This is a genomic window from Pseudomonas californiensis, assembly GCF_021147775.1.
GTDB classification, from domain to species: Bacteria; Pseudomonadota; Gammaproteobacteria; order Pseudomonadales; family Pseudomonadaceae; genus Aquipseudomonas; species Aquipseudomonas californiensis.
This window is the reverse complement of sequence record NZ_JAGTPK010000027.1, coordinates 12,081-27,666: the sequence shown is the minus strand read 5'-3', so window position 1 is coordinate 27,666 and position 15,586 is coordinate 12,081. Positions and strand designations below refer to the sequence as shown.

The window sequence follows — 15,586 nt, the reverse complement described above, 5'->3', positions numbered from 1 at the left end:
GCAGTATTCACTCACCGATGTGACGACAGTAGAACCGTTGCTGTCGCTGGCGACAACCCGTTTACTCGTCTGATATTTTCAGCGCGCAGGCACTTTCAAAAGCTCAGTCGCCTTGTCAAGCAGTCGCTCCAGCCATTCGACGTCCTGTTCTTTGACCACTGCGTAGCGGTCAGGGGGAAGGCAGTCGTAATGGTTTGAAATTGTGAGCAGGCGTCGATACTCCTCATCGGTGACCCAATATGGCGTGTGGACCACTGGCACCGGCGCGCCGCTGTCGCGCTGTCCTAAAAGAACATGGGTGCCAGGGGCAAAGGCGAAGACTATTTCTTCGGCAGGTTTCAGCCGTTTTTCCTCGTCTCGCATCTGTTTTTCACGGTTGTAATGATTGACGTGGCGGTCGCCCACGTATTTCTTTTTCAGCATCAACCAGTGACCGGCAGCGGTACGTGCAACGACCCACTGAGTCATGCCATTGAGGCGCACTTGATTGAAGCTGCCGTCGGCCCAGTTATCCTGAGTAATGCAGTCATCGGTGTAATCATCAGACCAGAGGCTGGTAGCGGCAACCAAGGTGTGGCGCTCAATCTCGACCAGCCCTTCACTCGGCATGGACTGCCAATAGCGTATGTTCGGATCATTTTTGGCCCGCCAGACATTGCGTGCGGCCCAGACCACGAAGAGCAACAACGAAGAAAACATCACCCAGTCAGCGTACTCGACCACCAAGTGGTCGACATCCAGGCGTGGGTCGAACAGTTTTTGATAAGACCCGAGCCCTGTTACATACAGCAGAGGGAATAGAAAAGGACTGATGCAAAGTGGCGCAAACAGCACCGGCATCCAGCTGAAACGGTGGGTTGCGGCGTAACGTGCCGCCCATGCCCGTTCGTTTTCAAGCATGGGTACCGTTTCCCGCAAGGTCTTTTCAGGAGGCGCTGTTTTTCGGAAACGCGGGGATGAAGCGTAAGGGTTTTCGGTCATGTGCAGATGTGCGCCAGAAGACGGGGATTTCCGGCGTACGAGATTACTCGTTTAAACAGTTACAGCGTCAAGCCTTTCAGCATCGCAGAGACCGGTCAGACTGACGCCTCACTTCCCGGAAATTGTGCCACCATTAATAAAATCGACGATGCAGCCGGTGTGTTACGCTCCAGTGCATACTCCAACCGCGCTGGGCGCCTTGGCGTGGGGCATAACTGACATGATCAGTCTGCAACACAGGCAGTCTGACCGACCTGAACAAACTGAACGTTGCCAGCATTCGAGTGGCGAACTCTTCGGCGCATCAGCCGTTTCTCCAGAACCTGTTAATACGAGTAGTAGCTCTTGACCACAGAACCGACTTCGCCGATGTCCCATGCAATTCAGCTGCAGAAAGCGCCAACGGGCATAAATGGCCTGGATGACATCCTTCTGGGGGGATTACCTGAGGGACGGCCGTCTCTGGTATGCGGGTCTGCCGGTTGCGGCAAGACGCTGTTTGGCATGACGTTTCTGGTGAAGGGTGTAATGGAATATGGCGAAACCGGCGTGTTCATGAGCTTTGAAGAGCGTGCCGGGGACTTGGTGCAGAACGTTGGTTCGCTGGGTTTTGACCTGCAACGGCTGGTCGACGAGCAGAAGATTGTGATCGATCACGTGCATGTGGATCGAAGCGAGATCGAAGAGGCCGGTGACTACGACCTGGAAGGGTTGTTCGTGAGACTCGGATACGCCATCGATACGGTCGGTGCTAAGCGCGTGGTGCTCGACACCATTGAAGCGTTGTTCTCCAGTTTCAAAGACACCGCCATCCTGCGTTCAGAGCTGCGACGCCTGTTCTACTGGCTGAAGGATCGTGGCGTGACAACTATCATCACCGGCGAGCGTGGTGATGGAAGCCTGACGCGCTACGGCATCGAAGAGTACGTCTCTGATTGCGTGATTCTGCTCGACAACCGAGTGGTGGAACAGATCACCACGCGCCGTTTGCGAGTGGTCAAGTACCGGGGCTCGTCTCACGGCACCAACGAATACCCGTTTTTCATTGACGAACATGGCATCAGTGTTCTGCCTATTACGGCGGCTGGCCTCAATCATCAGGCGTCCATGCGAATCGTGCCCACTGGCATCCGCGGGCTTGACGCCATGCTTTCCAAAGGTGGCTACTACCAGGGTTCGAGCGTGCTGGTTTCCGGCTTGGCGGGTACGGGCAAGACGACCTTTGCTGCGAGCTTCGTTGACGCATGCTGCTCACGCGGCGAACGCTGCCTGTTTTTCTCGTTTGAAGAGGCCGAAAACCAGTTGATGCGCAACATGGAGTCGGTGGGCATCAACCTCAGCAAGTACCGCGACTCCGGCCTGCTGAAGGTTGAGTCGGCACGGCCAAGCCTGTATGGCCTGGAGGTGCACCTGGCGAGAATGCATCGCGAAATCGAGCTGTTCCAGCCAGATGCTGTGGTCATAGACCCGATCTCTGCGTTTCGCGGCCCGGATTCTGAAGTGCACGCGATTCTTCTGCGCTTGATCGACCTGTTGAAGTCCCGAGGCGTTACGGCGATATTTTGCAGCCTGGAAGATGTTGCGGATCGTTCGTTGGGCCTTGAGCGCGAGATTTCCTCGTTGATGGACGCTTGGGTTTCGCTGACCAACGTCGAAGCGGATGGTGAGCACAATCGGTTGTTGTTCGTATTGAAATCGCGTGGCATGGGGCATTCAAACCAGGTGCGCGAATACCACATGAGTGAACAGGGCATCACGCTGATCCAGCCTTACATTGGCCCGAATGGCGTGCTGACAGGCACCTCGCGTTTGATGCAGGAGGCCCGCGAGCGACGCAGCGAGCAGACTCGCAAGGAATTGGTCGAGCGCAGGAAGCGGGAGCTGGAAAAACGCAGGCTGGAAGTCGAGCGACAGATCGCGTCAATGCGTGCCGAGCTCGACGGTCTTCAGCTGGATGAGCAATTCCTGACCTACGATGAAGCAGAACAGGATGTGGCTGTCAGCATTACTCGACAAGAGCTGGCAAGTGCAAGGGGCCTGACAGAATGAGTGATACTCCTCAAGCAGTAGACCCGACCCAAGTGGGTGACTCCGAACACTATTCGCTGCGCCTGTACGTGGCCGGTCATACCCCCAAATCGATGCTTGCCCTGAACAACCTGAAAAAGATTTGCGAGACCTATCTCGCAGGTATCTACAGCATTGAAGTGATCGACCTGCGTGAGCATCCGCAATTGGCAGCGGGGGATCAGATTCTTGCGCTGCCAACACTGGTCAGGCATCTGCCCACGCCATTGGTGAAGATCATTGGCGATCTTTCCAACACCGAGAAGGTGCTGGTAGGTCTCGACATTCTTCCGCGAGCGACAGTCGCGTGACAGAGGTCGTTGCGGCCAGCGCCGCGCAACCAGTGGTGACAGACGACGTGAGTCAGACGCACCTCAAACTTTATATATCGGGCAACACAGCCCGTTCTTCGCTCGCCGTTCAGCAGTTGAAAGCGGTGTGCGAAGCGTATCTGCCAGGCGCTTATCTGCTGGAGATCATTGATATCTACCAGAACCCCCGCGAGGCGCGCGATGACCGTATCGTGGCTGTACCGACCCTCGTGAAAGTGGCGCCAGACTTCACCAGAAGGCTGATTGGTGACCTGTCGGACCTGAGCAAGCTGAAACTGTTTCTGGGCATTGATCCAGCCGCCGAGGCCCAGTCTTGAATACGCGCCCCCCTGGCCTGACGGACGCCCAGTTTATCGATTACCTGTCGCGTCAATTGCAGGAAGCAGACGACGTCATACAGGCCATCAGAACCGGCAGCGTCGATGCACTGCTCATACAGAACGAGCAGGGCGAGAGCGTCTACACGCTCGACAATGCAGACAAACCCTACCGTCTGCTGGTCGAGCAGATGCAAGAGGGCGCTGTCACCATCACGGCAAACGGTATTGTTCTCTACGCGAACCAGCGGTTCGGCGAGATCGTGGGCTATCCACTGGAGCAGATCTTCGGCGAACAGTTCCAGCGCTACATCATGCCCGCCGATGCGCACACCTTCGAAACCTACCTCGCCAGTGACTCGACCGAGGCACTGAGAATCGAGGCGACGCTGCGTTCTGCCAACGACCGAGTGCTGCCGGGCTATCTGTCTTTCAGCAAACTGCCCGCAGACTTCTCGGGAGAGCCGATCTACTGCGGTGTGATCACCGATCTGACCCAGCAGAAGTCACTGGAGTCACGGTTGCATCAGGCGGAAAAAATGGAAGCACTGGGCCAGTTGACTGGCGGTCTGGCGCACGATTTCAACAACCTGCTACAAGCGATTCAGGGCAGTTTTGACCTGATCATACGCCGCCCCACGTCCGAGAAAATCGGCCGATGGGCCGAGAGCGGACTGCGAGTTGCCGACCGTGGGGCGAAACTGACTTCACAGTTGCTGGCGTTTTCACGTTCGCAAAAACTTGAGCTGCGGGTCTGTTCGGTCAACCAGGTCATTACCGGAATGTCCGACCTTCTCAACGCTACGCTGGGCGCGGACGTTCAGCTTGATGTGCAACTGGATCCGGACGACCGCAAAGTCATGACCGATCCCGTCCAGCTTGAGCTGGCTATTCTGAACCTTGCCATCAACGGCCGGGACGCGATGAGCGGAGCCGGGCGATTGACGCTGGCAACTTCGTTTGTCGAGCGTCACGAATACCTCAGTTCACCAGTCGGATTCCTGGAGGTTCGGGTATCTGACAATGGTGCAGGCATGAGTGAGGAGACTCGCCAGCACGCGTTCAACCCCTTCTTTACCACCAAGGATGTGGGGCAGGGAACGGGGTTGGGGTTGTCGCAGGTCGAGAGCATCATTCAGCAGTCAAACGGTGCGGTGAGATTGCTCTCGGCTTTAGGGCAAGGCACATCGATCTTCCTCACGTTCCCCTGTGTCCATGGCTCTGTTTCACGCGAGGACAGCGTGGAAGTGACAGGTGAAGGCTTTGCGACTGGTCTGCAGGTGCTGGTGATTGACGATGATGTCGAAGTACGCCGTACACTGGTGGACATGCTTGAGGCGCTGGGGCATGCAGCGGTCGAAGCCCAGAATGGTCCGGAAGGCATAGATGCCATTGGGCAGCAACGGTTTGACATGGTGCTCCTGGACTACGCCATGCCGGTCATGAACGGGGCCGAGGTGGCCCGAGAGATACACCGTGTGAACGGGCGGATGCCCATCGTGTTCGTCAGCGGCTACTCAAACACCGACCAACTGCGCGCAGTGATGAACGCTCAGACGGCATTGTTACAAAAGCCCTTCACCATTGCCGATCTGAATGCTGCCATCGAGGCTATGCGTCGGCACTCAGGCGCTGCTGCAGGCATCTGAAAACGCTTTTGCTTCTGCATGTTCAGCCCGTGTATTCCATCAGGCAAAAGGCATCGGCCCCGGAAAATCTCCAATGGGCACCCAGTGGGTAATCAGGCCGGTGTCAGGCTTCCAGTGATGGAGCAGCAAGGCGGGTGGCTCGATATACGACGCCTCTGTTGCCTCTTCATCCAGCGCCAGCGCGATGGCGGTGGTGGTGCTCGGGGCGGTACACAGCAAGGAGCCACCAAAGCGCAATTGCATGGAACGATGAATGTGGCCACACACGATCCGTTCGATAGCCGGGTATCGTTCCACCACTTGAACGAGCCGATCGGCATGGTGGCAGGCATACAGATCGATGTAGGGAATCCCGCTCAGGAATGGCGGCTGGTGCAGCATGATCAGCGTAGGGCGCATGGGCTCTTGCGCCAGCGCTGCGTCAAGCCAGGTCTGCGCTGCTTCGGTCATGTCGCCGTGGTGCTCGCCAGGCACAGTGATGTCCAGGCCGATGATCCGCACCGGGCCAAGCCCCGACGCAATGAAATGCAACGGTCCGTCGCCGTGTTCCTGACCAGCCTGAGCAAACGCAGCCCTGAACCGCGTCCGGTCATCATGGTTGCCGGGGATCATCAACAGCGGCTGTTCGATATCCGCCAGCAGAGCACTGGCCATCTCGTATTCTGCAGGCAGCCCCTCATCCACCACGTCCCCCGTGATGACCACCACATCAGGGCGTGGACGAATGGCGTTCAGGTGCGCGATGGCCTGGCGGCACATGGCGTTTGAATCGACCAGCCCCTGATACAGAACGCCGTTGGGTCTGATGTGCAGGTCTGATAGATGAGCGATCAGCACATCGCATCCTCCGTGGTGAGCTGTCGGGTGAGTCTAAGATGATTTTCGCGCTGTGAGTACCCTCGAAAAACATCCCTGAAACATCGAGTTTCGAGCGCGCGGCAGGTACGATGCATGCAAGCTCAAGGGAGTGCGCGCCATGGAATTGAAGTTCAGTCACGTCGACATACTGGTCAAGAATCTCGAAGAAGCCTGTGCGTATTATGCGCAGACATTGAACGCAAAAATCTCCCGAACACTGGTCTGGGAACGCGGCGGTTTGCATGTGCAATATGCAGTTGTGCTGATGGGGCAGGAGCGCTTCATGCTGGTCCAGCCTTTTGCCGGCAACCTCAGAGAGTTGCTGGACACCTCGGGCGAGGGGATGATTTACCGTCACTGCTACTCGACGCCTGACATCGAGACGGCGTATGACGAACTGATCGCATCAGGCGTTCAGCCGGAAGATGAAAACGGCCAGCCGCTGGCCCGCGAGAACCTGCAATCGCCGTCCGGTGCACGCATTATCTGGTTGCCCAAGCGTTTCGGGCACTTTTCCATCGAAATCCTTGAAGAACAGGCACTGGAGGCATTTATTACGTCGGCGTTTGCGTGAGGGTTTGTATGAAGCGCCTTGCGCAAACAGCCGAAAAACAATGCCCGGCAGATGGCTGCTGGGCAAGTCAGGTTCAGCGTACGGGTGGACCGTATTGAAGACCGCCCTGATTCCACAACGCGTTCAGGCCACGTTTTATCTTCATGTCGCTGCCCGCGCCCAGGTTGCGGTCAAAGGACTCGCCGTAGTTACCAACCTGGGCAATGATCCTGGACGCCCAGTCATCAGGGAGATTCAAGTCTTTGCCGAGCGCCCCTTCCGTTCCGAGTAGCCGGGCGATGTCGGGATTTTTTGATGACTTGATCAGTTCGGCGACATTTCTGGAGGTAATGCCAAGCTCTTCGGCATTGAGCATTGCGGAGAGTGACCAGCGCACCACTGTGAACCAATCCTCGTCGCCTCTGCGTACAGCAGGGCTCAAGGGTTCTTTCGAAATAACGTCAGGGAGTACAACGAAGTCATCAGGCGTTGCAAGTTTCAGGCGCTGGCCGTAAAGCTGCGATTGATCGGTGGTCAGCACATCACAGCGTCCCGACTCAAGCGCCTTGAAACTCTCATCAGAGGTATCAAACGTAATAGGGGTGTATTTGATGTTGTTGCTGCGGGCGTAATCCGAAAGATTGAGTTCGGTTACCGTGCCCGCCTGGATACAAAAAGTGGCGCCGTCCAATTCTTTCGCACTTTTCACGCCTAGCTTTTTGTTGACCAGGAAACCCTGTCCATCGTAGTAAGCGACATTCGTGAATTGAATGCCCATGGCGCCGTCTCGAGACGAAGTCCACGTCGTGCTTCGCGACAACATGTCGACTTCACCTGACTGGAGAGCGGTAAAACGCTCCTTGGCCGTCAGCTGCGTGTACTTGACCTTCTGTGCGTCACCGAACACTGCAGCGGCCACGGCACGACAAACGTCGACATCAAAGCCACGGAATTCCCCCTTGGCATCGGCGTACGAAAAACCAGGAAGGCCGTCGCTGATGCCGCATTGCACGAACCCTTTCTTTTTGACGTTATCAAGCGTAGCGCCTGCGTGGGCACTGAGTGTGAACGCAGCCCCGAGGGTCAGGCACGCTACGGTTGAAGCCAGTTTCAACAGCTTTCTTTCTCGTTTCATTACGTTGCTCTCTTGTGGGTGGCGAGTTGGAGACAAATCAACGCGCAGCCGGGCTTTTGCCGGATTTACTGGCGTCGTGTTCAACATCAAAAACGGGAGGGCAGAAACAGGAACGGGCTGTCAGGGAACCCAGCGGGAGCTGTACTGTTTTTTATTATTTGGCATGGTCGTCTTCTTGTTTTTATGTTGGCTCGAATACCAGACTTCAATCAGTGAGCGCTCATTTATTAGCGCCGCTGCATCAAAAAAGTTGCCGGTATGTATCGCCTGTTGCTGATGGGTCGAGTATGGGCACGCGGCAGAGACTTCAACAATATTTCCAGATTCGTAACTCTGTTGCCTTTATCGCAACGCAGAAAAGTACGCAGGCCAGTACAGCCGTGGAAAGGTCAGGTTGCTCAAGGCAACGGTCATCGCGTTGTTAATGGTTGAGCGCATGCCCGCCGTTCAATCTCCAAAGCGGGCCTGTCAGGCTGGCAGGGGCGGGGCGCCCTCAGGCATGGGCCGGTAAAGCCAGCCCGAAGATAATGAAAAAACCGCCGCAGACTTTATTGAACCGGCGCCCGGTTCGAGCCAGCCAGGGCCTTACCTGGTGTGCTGCGCTGGCCACGGTGTATTCAACGATGAACTCCACGACGGCGTAGGTCAGCGCGATGGCAATGGTCTGCGCGATGAGGCTCTGCTGAGGGTCAAGGAAGGGCGGGATAAACGCGGTAAACAGCAGCAGTGCCTTGGGGTTTGAAAGGGCCGATATCAGGCCTTGTCGGAACATCGACCAGGCTCGCAAGCGCGTTGTGTCGGTAGCATCAAGACTGACCGGTGCAGACCGCCACAGCCCGAAGCCCAGCCAGATCAGGTAGAGCCCACCGGCAACCTTCAACGCTGTGAACCAAGAGGCCGAGGCCTGAATCAGTGCGCCCAGGCCCAGCGCGCACAGCGTCAGCACGACGGCGAAACCAAGCACGCCGCCGCTGATCGTGAACAGCGTCTTGCGGCTCCCATGAATGGCGCCGTGGGTCAGCACCAACAATGCATTGGGCCCTGGCACTACCGCGATGCCGCAGCATGTGAAAAGGTAAAGCAACCAGGTCTCGAATGGCATGATCAGATCCAGTATGAACGGATTCAAGCCAGTATCCTGGGGGTGAACTATGGTCATGAAAAGCGCATTATTCACCTCGTTGACATTCGAATAACGAATAGAGGTGACCGCGATGCCTGCGAGCGATTTACAGATCGATTGGCTCAAGAGTTTCGTGGCGGTGGTGGATGCAGGTTCGCTGTCCGGTGCTGCGCACGAGGTCAATCGCTCGCAGTCCGCCGTCAGCATGCAGATGAAGAAACTGGAGGCCGCACTGGGGCGCCAGTTGATGAATCGGGGCCCCAGGCATTTGCAGCTGACCGCTGACGGCCAGACGTTGTTGAGCTATGCCCGTCGCATGGTCGCCCTGCATGCCGAAACACAGGCGGCTTTTCACGGCGAAGAACTGACCGGACGTATCCGTCTTGGGGTTGCAGAGGACTACGCGGCCAGTTACCTCACGCCTGTCCTGAAACGTTTTGCACCGCGTTACGCAGGTGTGGAGATAGAACTGACCTGTGAGCAGTCGACCACGCTTATTCCGCGTTTGCGAAGCGGCGATCTTGATCTTGCGCTGGTTTCCAGAGATTCACCGCAAGGCGGCACCTTTCTTTTCAAGGAACCGATGGTCTGGGTCGGTTCACCGCAGTTTGAGCTGTGGCGACGAGATCCGCTGCCCATTGCTGTTTACGAAAGTGAAAGCCTGGCACGGCGTAACGCGGTGAACTCGCTGACCCGACAGGGGCGCCAGTTCAAGGTGGTCTACAACAGTTCGAGTCTCGCGGGCCAAGTGGCCGCCGTCGAGGGCGGCCTGGCTGTTGCCGTAATCACGCAGTGCTGTGTACCGGCATCGCTTCAGGTACTCAGTGGCGAACATGGCCTGGGACACATTGAACCCATGGAAGTGTCGATTCTGCGCAGCCGAGCTTCTCGCGGGTCCAGGGCGGTCAACAGCCTTCATGCTTTCATCATCAGTGCGCTGAGACTCCAGGCGTAATCATCTTCGTTCTGGTCGCTCGCTGGATGAAGAATAGAACGTCGACAGTGGCCGATGGCGGTCCCGCAGAGCCGCAACCGGCCAACCAGGTTCACTCCGCTGAAGGCGCTGGAATGCGCCGCAGTACATCATCGTAGGGCACAAGGTCGAGGTAGGCCGTCACCTCGAAGGCCTTGCCGTCCCGCATGTGAAAGATCCAGACATAGCTGTTGTTGTAGGCTCGCCCGTCCCGCGCAACACCTGCGCCTTCCCACTGAACGATCACGTGATCGCCGTCGGCCCAGACATGCTTGCTGAGCGGTCTTACCGGGCTGGACAGGCGAGACACGAAGGGCTTGATGGCGCGCTCGATGAACGGGTCCATACCACGGTAGACGCCTGCGCTTGGGCCTGAACCCTTGATCGTCCAGGTAATGTCTGACGTCAGCATGTCGCTGAAAAATTCAGTACCACCGGCCGCCCAGCGGTCGAACGCGTCGGTGACTCGTTGTGTGTTGTGTGCTTCGAGATCCGTCTCTGCTCCGGCAGCGACTGTGCCTGAGAACAACCCGACACCGATCAGAGTCGCGACTGTCAGAATTGCAGAGCGGGTGGTACGCAAGATAGATAGGTCCATGTAAAGCTCCTCAATGGGTATGACTGCTGCCCCATCGTTGGTCGGTGACTATTTTCCGGTTGAGCATTCAGGCCGGACGCTGCAGGCGAGCGCCGCCAAAGATCAACTGCTGAACCATCGGACGTGAGACGAAACGTTGTGGAAAGATCGCCTCTGGCGCACTGGCCTGATTCAAGCGGACGATGTGCTCGTCCTCCAGCGGCAGCCTGAGTGCTCCCAGGTTGTCCTGGGCCTGGGCAAGGGTTCGGGCGCCCATGACGGGGGCGACAACCGCCGGGTTGAGCAGTGTCCAGGCGAGGGCGACCTGAGAGGGCGTCGCGCCGATTTCCCCGGCGATGGCGCTGACGACGCTGGCGATGTTCAATGAACGTTCGGTCATATGGCCTGATGAGCTGATCACCCCTTTGCGTGTTACCGAGACGTTGGTTTCGCTGGCCTGCTGCAGGTCATCGCGGTTGTATTTGCCGGTCAGAATGCCGCCGCCCAAAGGTGACCATGGCAGCACGCCGAGCCCCATGGCTTCTGCCATCGGGATCAGTTCGTGCTCGACGCTGCGTTCGACCAGGCTGTATTCGATCTGCATGGCGACAAAGGGCGTCCAGCCGCGCAGCAGGGCGAGGGTCTGCAGTTCGGCGACCTTCCACGCCGGGGTGTTGCAGATGCCGAGATAAAGCACCTTGCCCGAGCGCACCAGATCGTCCAGAGCACGCATCACCTCGTCGGCCGAGGTCGTGAAGTCCCACGCATGCAGGTACAACAGTTCAATGCGATCAGTGTCGAGCTGCCGGAGACTGGTTTCCACCGAGCGCATCAGGTTCATGCGATGGTTGCCGCCCGAATTGGGGTCGCCAGGATCGCGGGCCATGGTGTACTTGGTTGAAACCACGAGGCGCTCGCGTTTGCCCTTGAGGAACTGCCCCAGAATACGTTCCGACGCACCATTGGTGTAGTTGACGGCGGTGTCGATGAAGTTGCCGCCGTTATCAACATAGGTATCGAAGATCTGGCGTGCCTGATCCTCCTCCGAACCCCAGCCCCAGTCTGCGCCGAACGTCATGGTGCCGAGAGCAAGGGGGGAAACGCGCATACCTGATCGTCCGAGCAGGCGATAATTGTCGAGTGCGGTCATAGCGGGCATGATGATCTCCTTACAGAAATGTATTCCAGATGTGTAAGGGTGATTCTGGCCTTTGAAGGGCACTTGCCTGTAGCCGGATCGTCCGGCGTTCTTGCACGATTATCCGGTCAGGGAGTTGAGTCCCCAGGGCACGGTCGTGAATACCCGAAGCGGAGCAGATATGGGTTCTCTGGAAAAACTTGTTGATCTCATCAGCCGTCATGCACCGGCTGACGGTACGTATCGCACAGCGATTGCCGGGGTCAGCCTGGTTCGTTCGGGTGAGCCTACGGTGCCCATGCCAGTGGTGTACGAGCCGACGCTGTGCCTCATCGTGCAAGGCCGCAAAAAAGTCATGGCCGGAACCATGACCTATGTTTATGACGCAGCCACCTACCTGGTTGCGTCGGTGGACATTCCGGTGATGGGGTCAGTGATAGAGGCGAGCGAAGACGCACCGTATCTGTGCCTTGTGCTCGATCTGGACATGTCCGCGCTGAGTGATCTCGCGTTGCGATATCCGGTTCCCGATGGCGGCAAACAAACCTCCGGTGCAGGCATCGAACTCAACCAGACTACACCCGAGTTGCTGGACGCAGCAGTCAGGCTTGCCGGGCTGCTGGATACCCCGGCCGACACTGAGGCGCTGGCGCCGTTGACGGTCAGAGAAATGCTTTACCGCCTGCTGACGGGCAGCGGCCACGGCGCAGTTCGACAAATGGTTCAGGTCGACAGCCGCTTGAGTCAGATCGCCAAGGCCATTGTCTGGTTGCGCAGTCATTATCGTGAACCCTGCCGCATCGACGACATCGCTGATGTTGCCGGGATGAGCCGGTCCACGTTTCACGCGCATTTCAAGGCTGTCACCGCCATGAGCCCGCTGGAATTTCGCAGCCAGTTGCGACTGCAGGAAGCCCGCCGGCTAATGGTGGCCGAAGCGCTTGATGCGGCAGGTGCCGGATACCGGGTAGGCTACGAAAGCCCCTCGCAGTTCAGCCGTGACTACGCGCGTCTGTTCGGCCAGTCACCCGCGAAGGATGCCAGCCGATTGCGCCGGGAGTCTGAGGTGTCGGCGCAGTAAGCAGGCCTTGCTGGCCGGCACTTTTCGGGCCCGTTCAACAGGTGGGGCAGGTGACTGTGCGAATGGCGGTTGCAGGGCTGCTAACCTTGATACCACTGCTTCTATTGTTGAAGGTCCAGCATGCTCATTGTCTTCAGTGGCCTTCCAGGCACCGGTAAAACAACTATCGCCAAGGCGCTGGCAGACCGTACACGTGCGTTTTATGTGCGGATCGATACGATCGAACAGGCGATTCGTAATGCTCGCGTGCTGGCGAATGAGGTAGGGCGTAGCGGCTATGACGTCGCCAACGAGATTGCGTTGAGCAACCTTTGTTTCGGCAATACCGTCGTCATTGATTGTGTGAACCCTGTCGCGGAGAGCCGCAATGCATGGGCTGATATCGCCAGTCGTGCCAGTGTTTCCTTGCTCAACGTTTTAGTGGTCTGTTCCGATGTGCTCGAACACCGTAAGAGGGTTGAAACCAGAGTGAGCGACATCCCAGGCCTGACGCCGCCGACCTGGCAGTCTGTGCTGGATCATGACTTTGAAGTATGGGCGCAAGCCCCGTTTCCGCTGGATACTGCCTCGATGTCCCCCGAGCAGGCCGTCGAGAAGATCGTCCGGCACCTGTCGTGCATGAAGCAATACCGGCCGCCGCCAGCGTTGAACGCACCCGATACGCGGTGATCCTGCCGTCTGGTTATCGGGACGTGCGCGACTTCTCAGTGCGTGCTCCGAAGGGTCCGGCATGATGGTAGCGCCAATGCCGGGCTGTTCGACAAGCCAGCTGTGAGGCCGTGTCTTCAGCCTTCAACGCCAAATGTTTTGCTCAGTCTGACAGTGCCTCTCGCTGTCACGTTGAGTGCTCTGGAGTCAAGGTGCCGCGTCATCCAGCCTTGCTTGAGCATGAGTTCAAGCAGCGCAGCGCCCAACGCTCCACCGATGTGAGGAGAGCGCTCGCTCCAGTCCATGCAGGGATACGCCAGACGTCGGCGTTGATTCGAGAGGGTGTTTACGTCAATACCTGTTTTCGCCAGCTTTTCTGCGCCGGATTCACCAAGCACATAGTCGTTGCCGCGCAACTGAATCCAACCCTCGTTCATCAGCACGTCATGCAGCCTGACGGCCACTTCGCCAGCGCAGTGGTCGTAGCAGGTCCTGGCATGTTTCAAGGCCGAAGGTGTGCTCGGTTTGAACGCAGTCAGCGAGCGATCGGTAATCGACAGCAATGCTTCCAAAGCAGTGGCCACCTGTGCATTGGTCAGACGGTAATAGCGATGACGGCCCTGAACATGCATCACCACCAGACCCTGTTCACGCAGGCGGGAAAAATGGGCGCTCGCCGTCGATGCGCCGATATCGGCCAGCGCGGCCAGCTCAGTCGCGGTGCGCGCGCAGCCGTCCAGCAAGGCGCACAACATGCGCGCCCGTGCGGGATCCGCAATTGCACCTGCCACCGCAGCGAGAGAAAGCTCAGCAGATTCTGCATCCATGGTTCAGCCATTCCCGAAGTGTCAGCGTGAGTCCTCGTCATACTGACGCAAAAACAGGTGAAGGAATACGGTAATGAGGTCTGTGGGCTTTTTTGGCAGCAAGGTCGTTGCTGCGACGTTTTTGATGGCCGTTTTCGGCTGGGGCATTGGTTTTTATGGTCCCCCTATCTTTATGTACGCCGTGATTCAGAAGACCGGATGGTCTGTGGCGCTGTGCTCTGCGGCGGTGACGGTGCACTTTCTGGCAGGCACGCTGGTAGTCGTGAAACTCCCGGTTTTGTACCAGCGGATTGGTCTGCCACTGACGACCCTGTCAGGTGCGATGGTTCTTTCTCTGGGTGTATATGGATGGTCGATTGCAACTCAGCCGTATCATCTGTTCATTGCTGCAATGCTCAGCGGTTTCGGGTGGGTGACGATGGGCGCCGCAGCGGTCAATGCGATTATCGCGCCCTGGTTCGTGAACAAGCGTCCTGCTGCGTTGGCCATGGCTTACAACGGCGCAAGTATCGGCGGCGTCGTGTTCTCGTCGGCGTGGGTCTATCTGATTGGCCGGTTCGGGTTCTCAGCGACTGCGATCGGAGTAGGGATTGTTTCGACGGCAGTTATCGCGGCCCTGTGTATCAAGGTATGCAGGGTCCAGCCTGGGCAGATCGGTCAGCATGCGGATGGCGCGCCTGACGCGCCGCCTGCAACGACCCAATTGCCTGATATGCCAATGACATCTTTGCGCGGCAATAAGCAGTTCCTCACATTGGCGACCGCCATGTCGCTCGGGTTGTTTGCGCAGATTGGATTGATCAGCCAGCTGTTTCTGTTGTTGGCTGGTCATGTCTCGGCAGCAACGGCAGGTCTGGCGATGGGGTTGGCCACCGCCAGCGCCATCGTCGGCAGGCTGTTGTCCGGCGCGTTGATTTCGCCTGGTACTGATCGCCGCCTGCTTGCCTGCCTTAGCTATGCCTGTCAGCTTGCAGGGTGCCTCTGCCTGATGGGCATCAGTACAATTCCCGAAATGCTTTGGGTCGGCATGATCCTGTTCGGCCTGGGCATTGGTAACGCAACGTCCTTGCCACCGTTGATCGCCCAGTCAGAGTTCTCGCGCCAGCAGATTCAACGGGTGGTGACCCTGATCGTTGCAACGGCACAGGGCTGTTATGCGTTTGCGCCGTTGGCATTCGGCGCAGCCAGGTCATTGCTTGCGGGCGAGGAGGGTGAGTGGGTCATCCTGTGTCTGGCGGGAGGCATTCAGGGGCTTGCGATTGTTGCGTTGCTGGCCGGCAGCAAAAAAGCGCGGCAGGGGCTTGAGTCGCACCCGGCAAGCCCATGA

16 protein-coding genes are annotated in these 15,586 nt (G+C 57.7%); 9 read left to right on the top strand and 7 right to left on the bottom strand.

Annotated features, from left to right (window positions below):
- Positions 1–78: 78 nt before the first annotated feature.
- Positions 79–900 (bottom strand): hypothetical protein, encoded by an 822-nt coding sequence (locus tag KDX37_RS21550; protein WP_231655047.1) that lies wholly within the window; start codon positions 898–900, stop codon positions 79–81.
- 450 nt (positions 901–1,350) lie between these two features.
- Here KDX37_RS21550 and kaiC point away from each other — a divergent pair, with 450 nt between their 5' ends.
- From kaiC to KDX37_RS21530, 4 genes are read left to right on the top strand one after another with little or no spacing between them, the layout of a single operon-like run.
- Entirely contained in the window at positions 1,351–3,030 is a 1,680-nt protein-coding gene (kaiC, locus tag KDX37_RS21545) for a circadian clock protein KaiC (RefSeq protein WP_231655046.1), read from the top strand.
- On the top strand, positions 3,027–3,359 hold the full coding sequence (locus KDX37_RS21540) for a circadian clock KaiB family protein (RefSeq protein WP_231655045.1): 333 nt from the start codon (positions 3,027–3,029) through the stop codon (positions 3,357–3,359). Before kaiC ends, KDX37_RS21540 begins: the two co-directional genes overlap by 4 nt.
- The gene (locus KDX37_RS21535; RefSeq protein ID WP_231655044.1) at positions 3,356–3,697 is read left to right on the top strand and encodes a circadian clock KaiB family protein; all 342 of its coding nucleotides are present in this window, start codon (positions 3,356–3,358) and stop codon (positions 3,695–3,697) included. The genes KDX37_RS21540 and KDX37_RS21535 overlap by 4 nt, the downstream gene beginning before the upstream one ends.
- On the top strand, positions 3,694–5,346 hold the full coding sequence (locus KDX37_RS21530; protein WP_231655043.1) for a PAS domain-containing sensor histidine kinase: 1,653 nt from the start codon (positions 3,694–3,696) through the stop codon (positions 5,344–5,346). Before KDX37_RS21535 ends, KDX37_RS21530 begins: the two co-directional genes overlap by 4 nt.
- A gap of 39 nt (positions 5,347–5,385) precedes the next feature.
- Here the strand turns inward: KDX37_RS21530 and KDX37_RS21525 are convergent, their stop codons facing one another.
- Entirely contained in the window at positions 5,386–6,183 is a 798-nt protein-coding gene (locus KDX37_RS21525; protein ID WP_231655042.1) for a phosphodiesterase, read from the bottom strand.
- Between the two features lie 139 nt (positions 6,184–6,322).
- Here KDX37_RS21525 and KDX37_RS21520 point away from each other — a divergent pair, with 139 nt between their 5' ends.
- Positions 6,323–6,778 (top strand): VOC family protein, encoded by a 456-nt coding sequence (locus tag KDX37_RS21520; RefSeq protein ID WP_231655041.1) that lies wholly within the window; start codon positions 6,323–6,325, stop codon positions 6,776–6,778.
- Between the two features lie 73 nt (positions 6,779–6,851).
- On the opposite strand, the gene KDX37_RS21515 is transcribed toward KDX37_RS21520, so the two are convergent.
- Together KDX37_RS21515 and KDX37_RS21510 are read right to left on the bottom strand one after the other, a co-directional pair.
- Complete coding sequence (locus KDX37_RS21515; protein WP_231655090.1) at positions 6,852–7,892, bottom strand: amino acid ABC transporter substrate-binding protein; 1,041 nt, start codon at positions 7,890–7,892, stop codon at positions 6,852–6,854.
- Between the two features lie 493 nt (positions 7,893–8,385).
- Positions 8,386–8,994, bottom strand: a complete 609-nt coding sequence (locus tag KDX37_RS21510; RefSeq protein ID WP_231655089.1) for a LysE family translocator — start codon at positions 8,992–8,994, stop codon at positions 8,386–8,388.
- Positions 8,995–9,106: 112 nt separating this feature from the next.
- Here KDX37_RS21510 and KDX37_RS21505 point away from each other — a divergent pair, with 112 nt between their 5' ends.
- Entirely contained in the window at positions 9,107–9,970 is an 864-nt protein-coding gene (locus KDX37_RS21505) for a LysR family transcriptional regulator (RefSeq protein WP_231655040.1), read from the top strand.
- Positions 9,971–10,061: 91 nt separating this feature from the next.
- Here KDX37_RS21505 and KDX37_RS21500 read toward each other — a convergent pair whose 3' ends face one another.
- Both KDX37_RS21500 and KDX37_RS21495 read right to left on the bottom strand, forming a co-directional pair.
- Entirely contained in the window at positions 10,062–10,586 is a 525-nt protein-coding gene (locus tag KDX37_RS21500) for a nuclear transport factor 2 family protein (RefSeq protein ID WP_231655039.1), read from the bottom strand.
- 67 nt (positions 10,587–10,653) lie between these two features.
- Positions 10,654–11,724 (bottom strand): aldo/keto reductase, encoded by a 1,071-nt coding sequence (locus KDX37_RS21495; protein WP_231655038.1) that lies wholly within the window; start codon positions 11,722–11,724, stop codon positions 10,654–10,656.
- Positions 11,725–11,884: 160 nt separating this feature from the next.
- Between KDX37_RS21495 and KDX37_RS21490 the strand changes: the two genes are divergently transcribed.
- Entirely contained in the window at positions 11,885–12,784 is a 900-nt protein-coding gene (locus KDX37_RS21490) for an AraC family transcriptional regulator (RefSeq protein ID WP_231655037.1), read from the top strand.
- A 120-nt stretch (positions 12,785–12,904) separates the two neighbouring features.
- Positions 12,905–13,453, top strand: a complete 549-nt coding sequence (locus KDX37_RS21485) for an AAA family ATPase (RefSeq protein WP_231655036.1) — start codon at positions 12,905–12,907, stop codon at positions 13,451–13,453.
- A gap of 116 nt (positions 13,454–13,569) precedes the next feature.
- On the opposite strand, the gene KDX37_RS21480 is transcribed toward KDX37_RS21485, so the two are convergent.
- Positions 13,570–14,259: an ArsR/SmtB family transcription factor gene (locus KDX37_RS21480; protein WP_231655035.1), complete on the bottom strand. Its 690-nt coding sequence runs from the start codon at positions 14,257–14,259 to the stop codon at positions 13,570–13,572.
- Positions 14,260–14,332: 73 nt separating this feature from the next.
- Between KDX37_RS21480 and KDX37_RS21475 the strand changes: the two genes are divergently transcribed.
- Positions 14,333–15,586: an MFS transporter gene (locus tag KDX37_RS21475; RefSeq protein WP_231655034.1), complete on the top strand. Its 1,254-nt coding sequence runs from the start codon at positions 14,333–14,335 to the stop codon at positions 15,584–15,586.

Bases quoted from the DNA above. Each gene is read 5' to 3' on its own strand.
- KDX37_RS21550 (WP_231655047.1), bottom strand. From the start codon at position 900: ATGCTTGAAAACGAACGGGCATGGGCGGCACGTTACGCCGCAACCCAC.
- kaiC (WP_231655046.1), top strand. From the start codon at position 1,351: ATGTCCCATGCAATTCAGCTGCAGAAAGCGCCAACGGGCATAAATGGC.
- KDX37_RS21540 (WP_231655045.1), top strand. From the start codon at position 3,027: ATGAGTGATACTCCTCAAGCAGTAGACCCGACCCAAGTGGGTGACTCC.
- KDX37_RS21520 (WP_231655041.1), top strand. From the start codon at position 6,323: ATGGAATTGAAGTTCAGTCACGTCGACATACTGGTCAAGAATCTCGAA.
- KDX37_RS21515 (WP_231655090.1), bottom strand. From the start codon at position 7,892: ATGAAACGAGAAAGAAAGCTGTTGAAACTGGCTTCAACCGTAGCGTGC.
- KDX37_RS21510 (WP_231655089.1), bottom strand. From the start codon at position 8,994: ATGCCATTCGAGACCTGGTTGCTTTACCTTTTCACATGCTGCGGCATC.
- KDX37_RS21505 (WP_231655040.1), top strand. From the start codon at position 9,107: ATGCCTGCGAGCGATTTACAGATCGATTGGCTCAAGAGTTTCGTGGCG.
- KDX37_RS21500 (WP_231655039.1), bottom strand. From the start codon at position 10,586: ATGGACCTATCTATCTTGCGTACCACCCGCTCTGCAATTCTGACAGTC.
- KDX37_RS21495 (WP_231655038.1), bottom strand. From the start codon at position 11,724: ATGCCCGCTATGACCGCACTCGACAATTATCGCCTGCTCGGACGATCA.
- KDX37_RS21490 (WP_231655037.1), top strand. From the start codon at position 11,885: ATGGGTTCTCTGGAAAAACTTGTTGATCTCATCAGCCGTCATGCACCG.
- KDX37_RS21485 (WP_231655036.1), top strand. From the start codon at position 12,905: ATGCTCATTGTCTTCAGTGGCCTTCCAGGCACCGGTAAAACAACTATC.
- KDX37_RS21480 (WP_231655035.1), bottom strand. From the start codon at position 14,259: ATGGATGCAGAATCTGCTGAGCTTTCTCTCGCTGCGGTGGCAGGTGCA.
- KDX37_RS21475 (WP_231655034.1), top strand. From the start codon at position 14,333: ATGAGGTCTGTGGGCTTTTTTGGCAGCAAGGTCGTTGCTGCGACGTTT.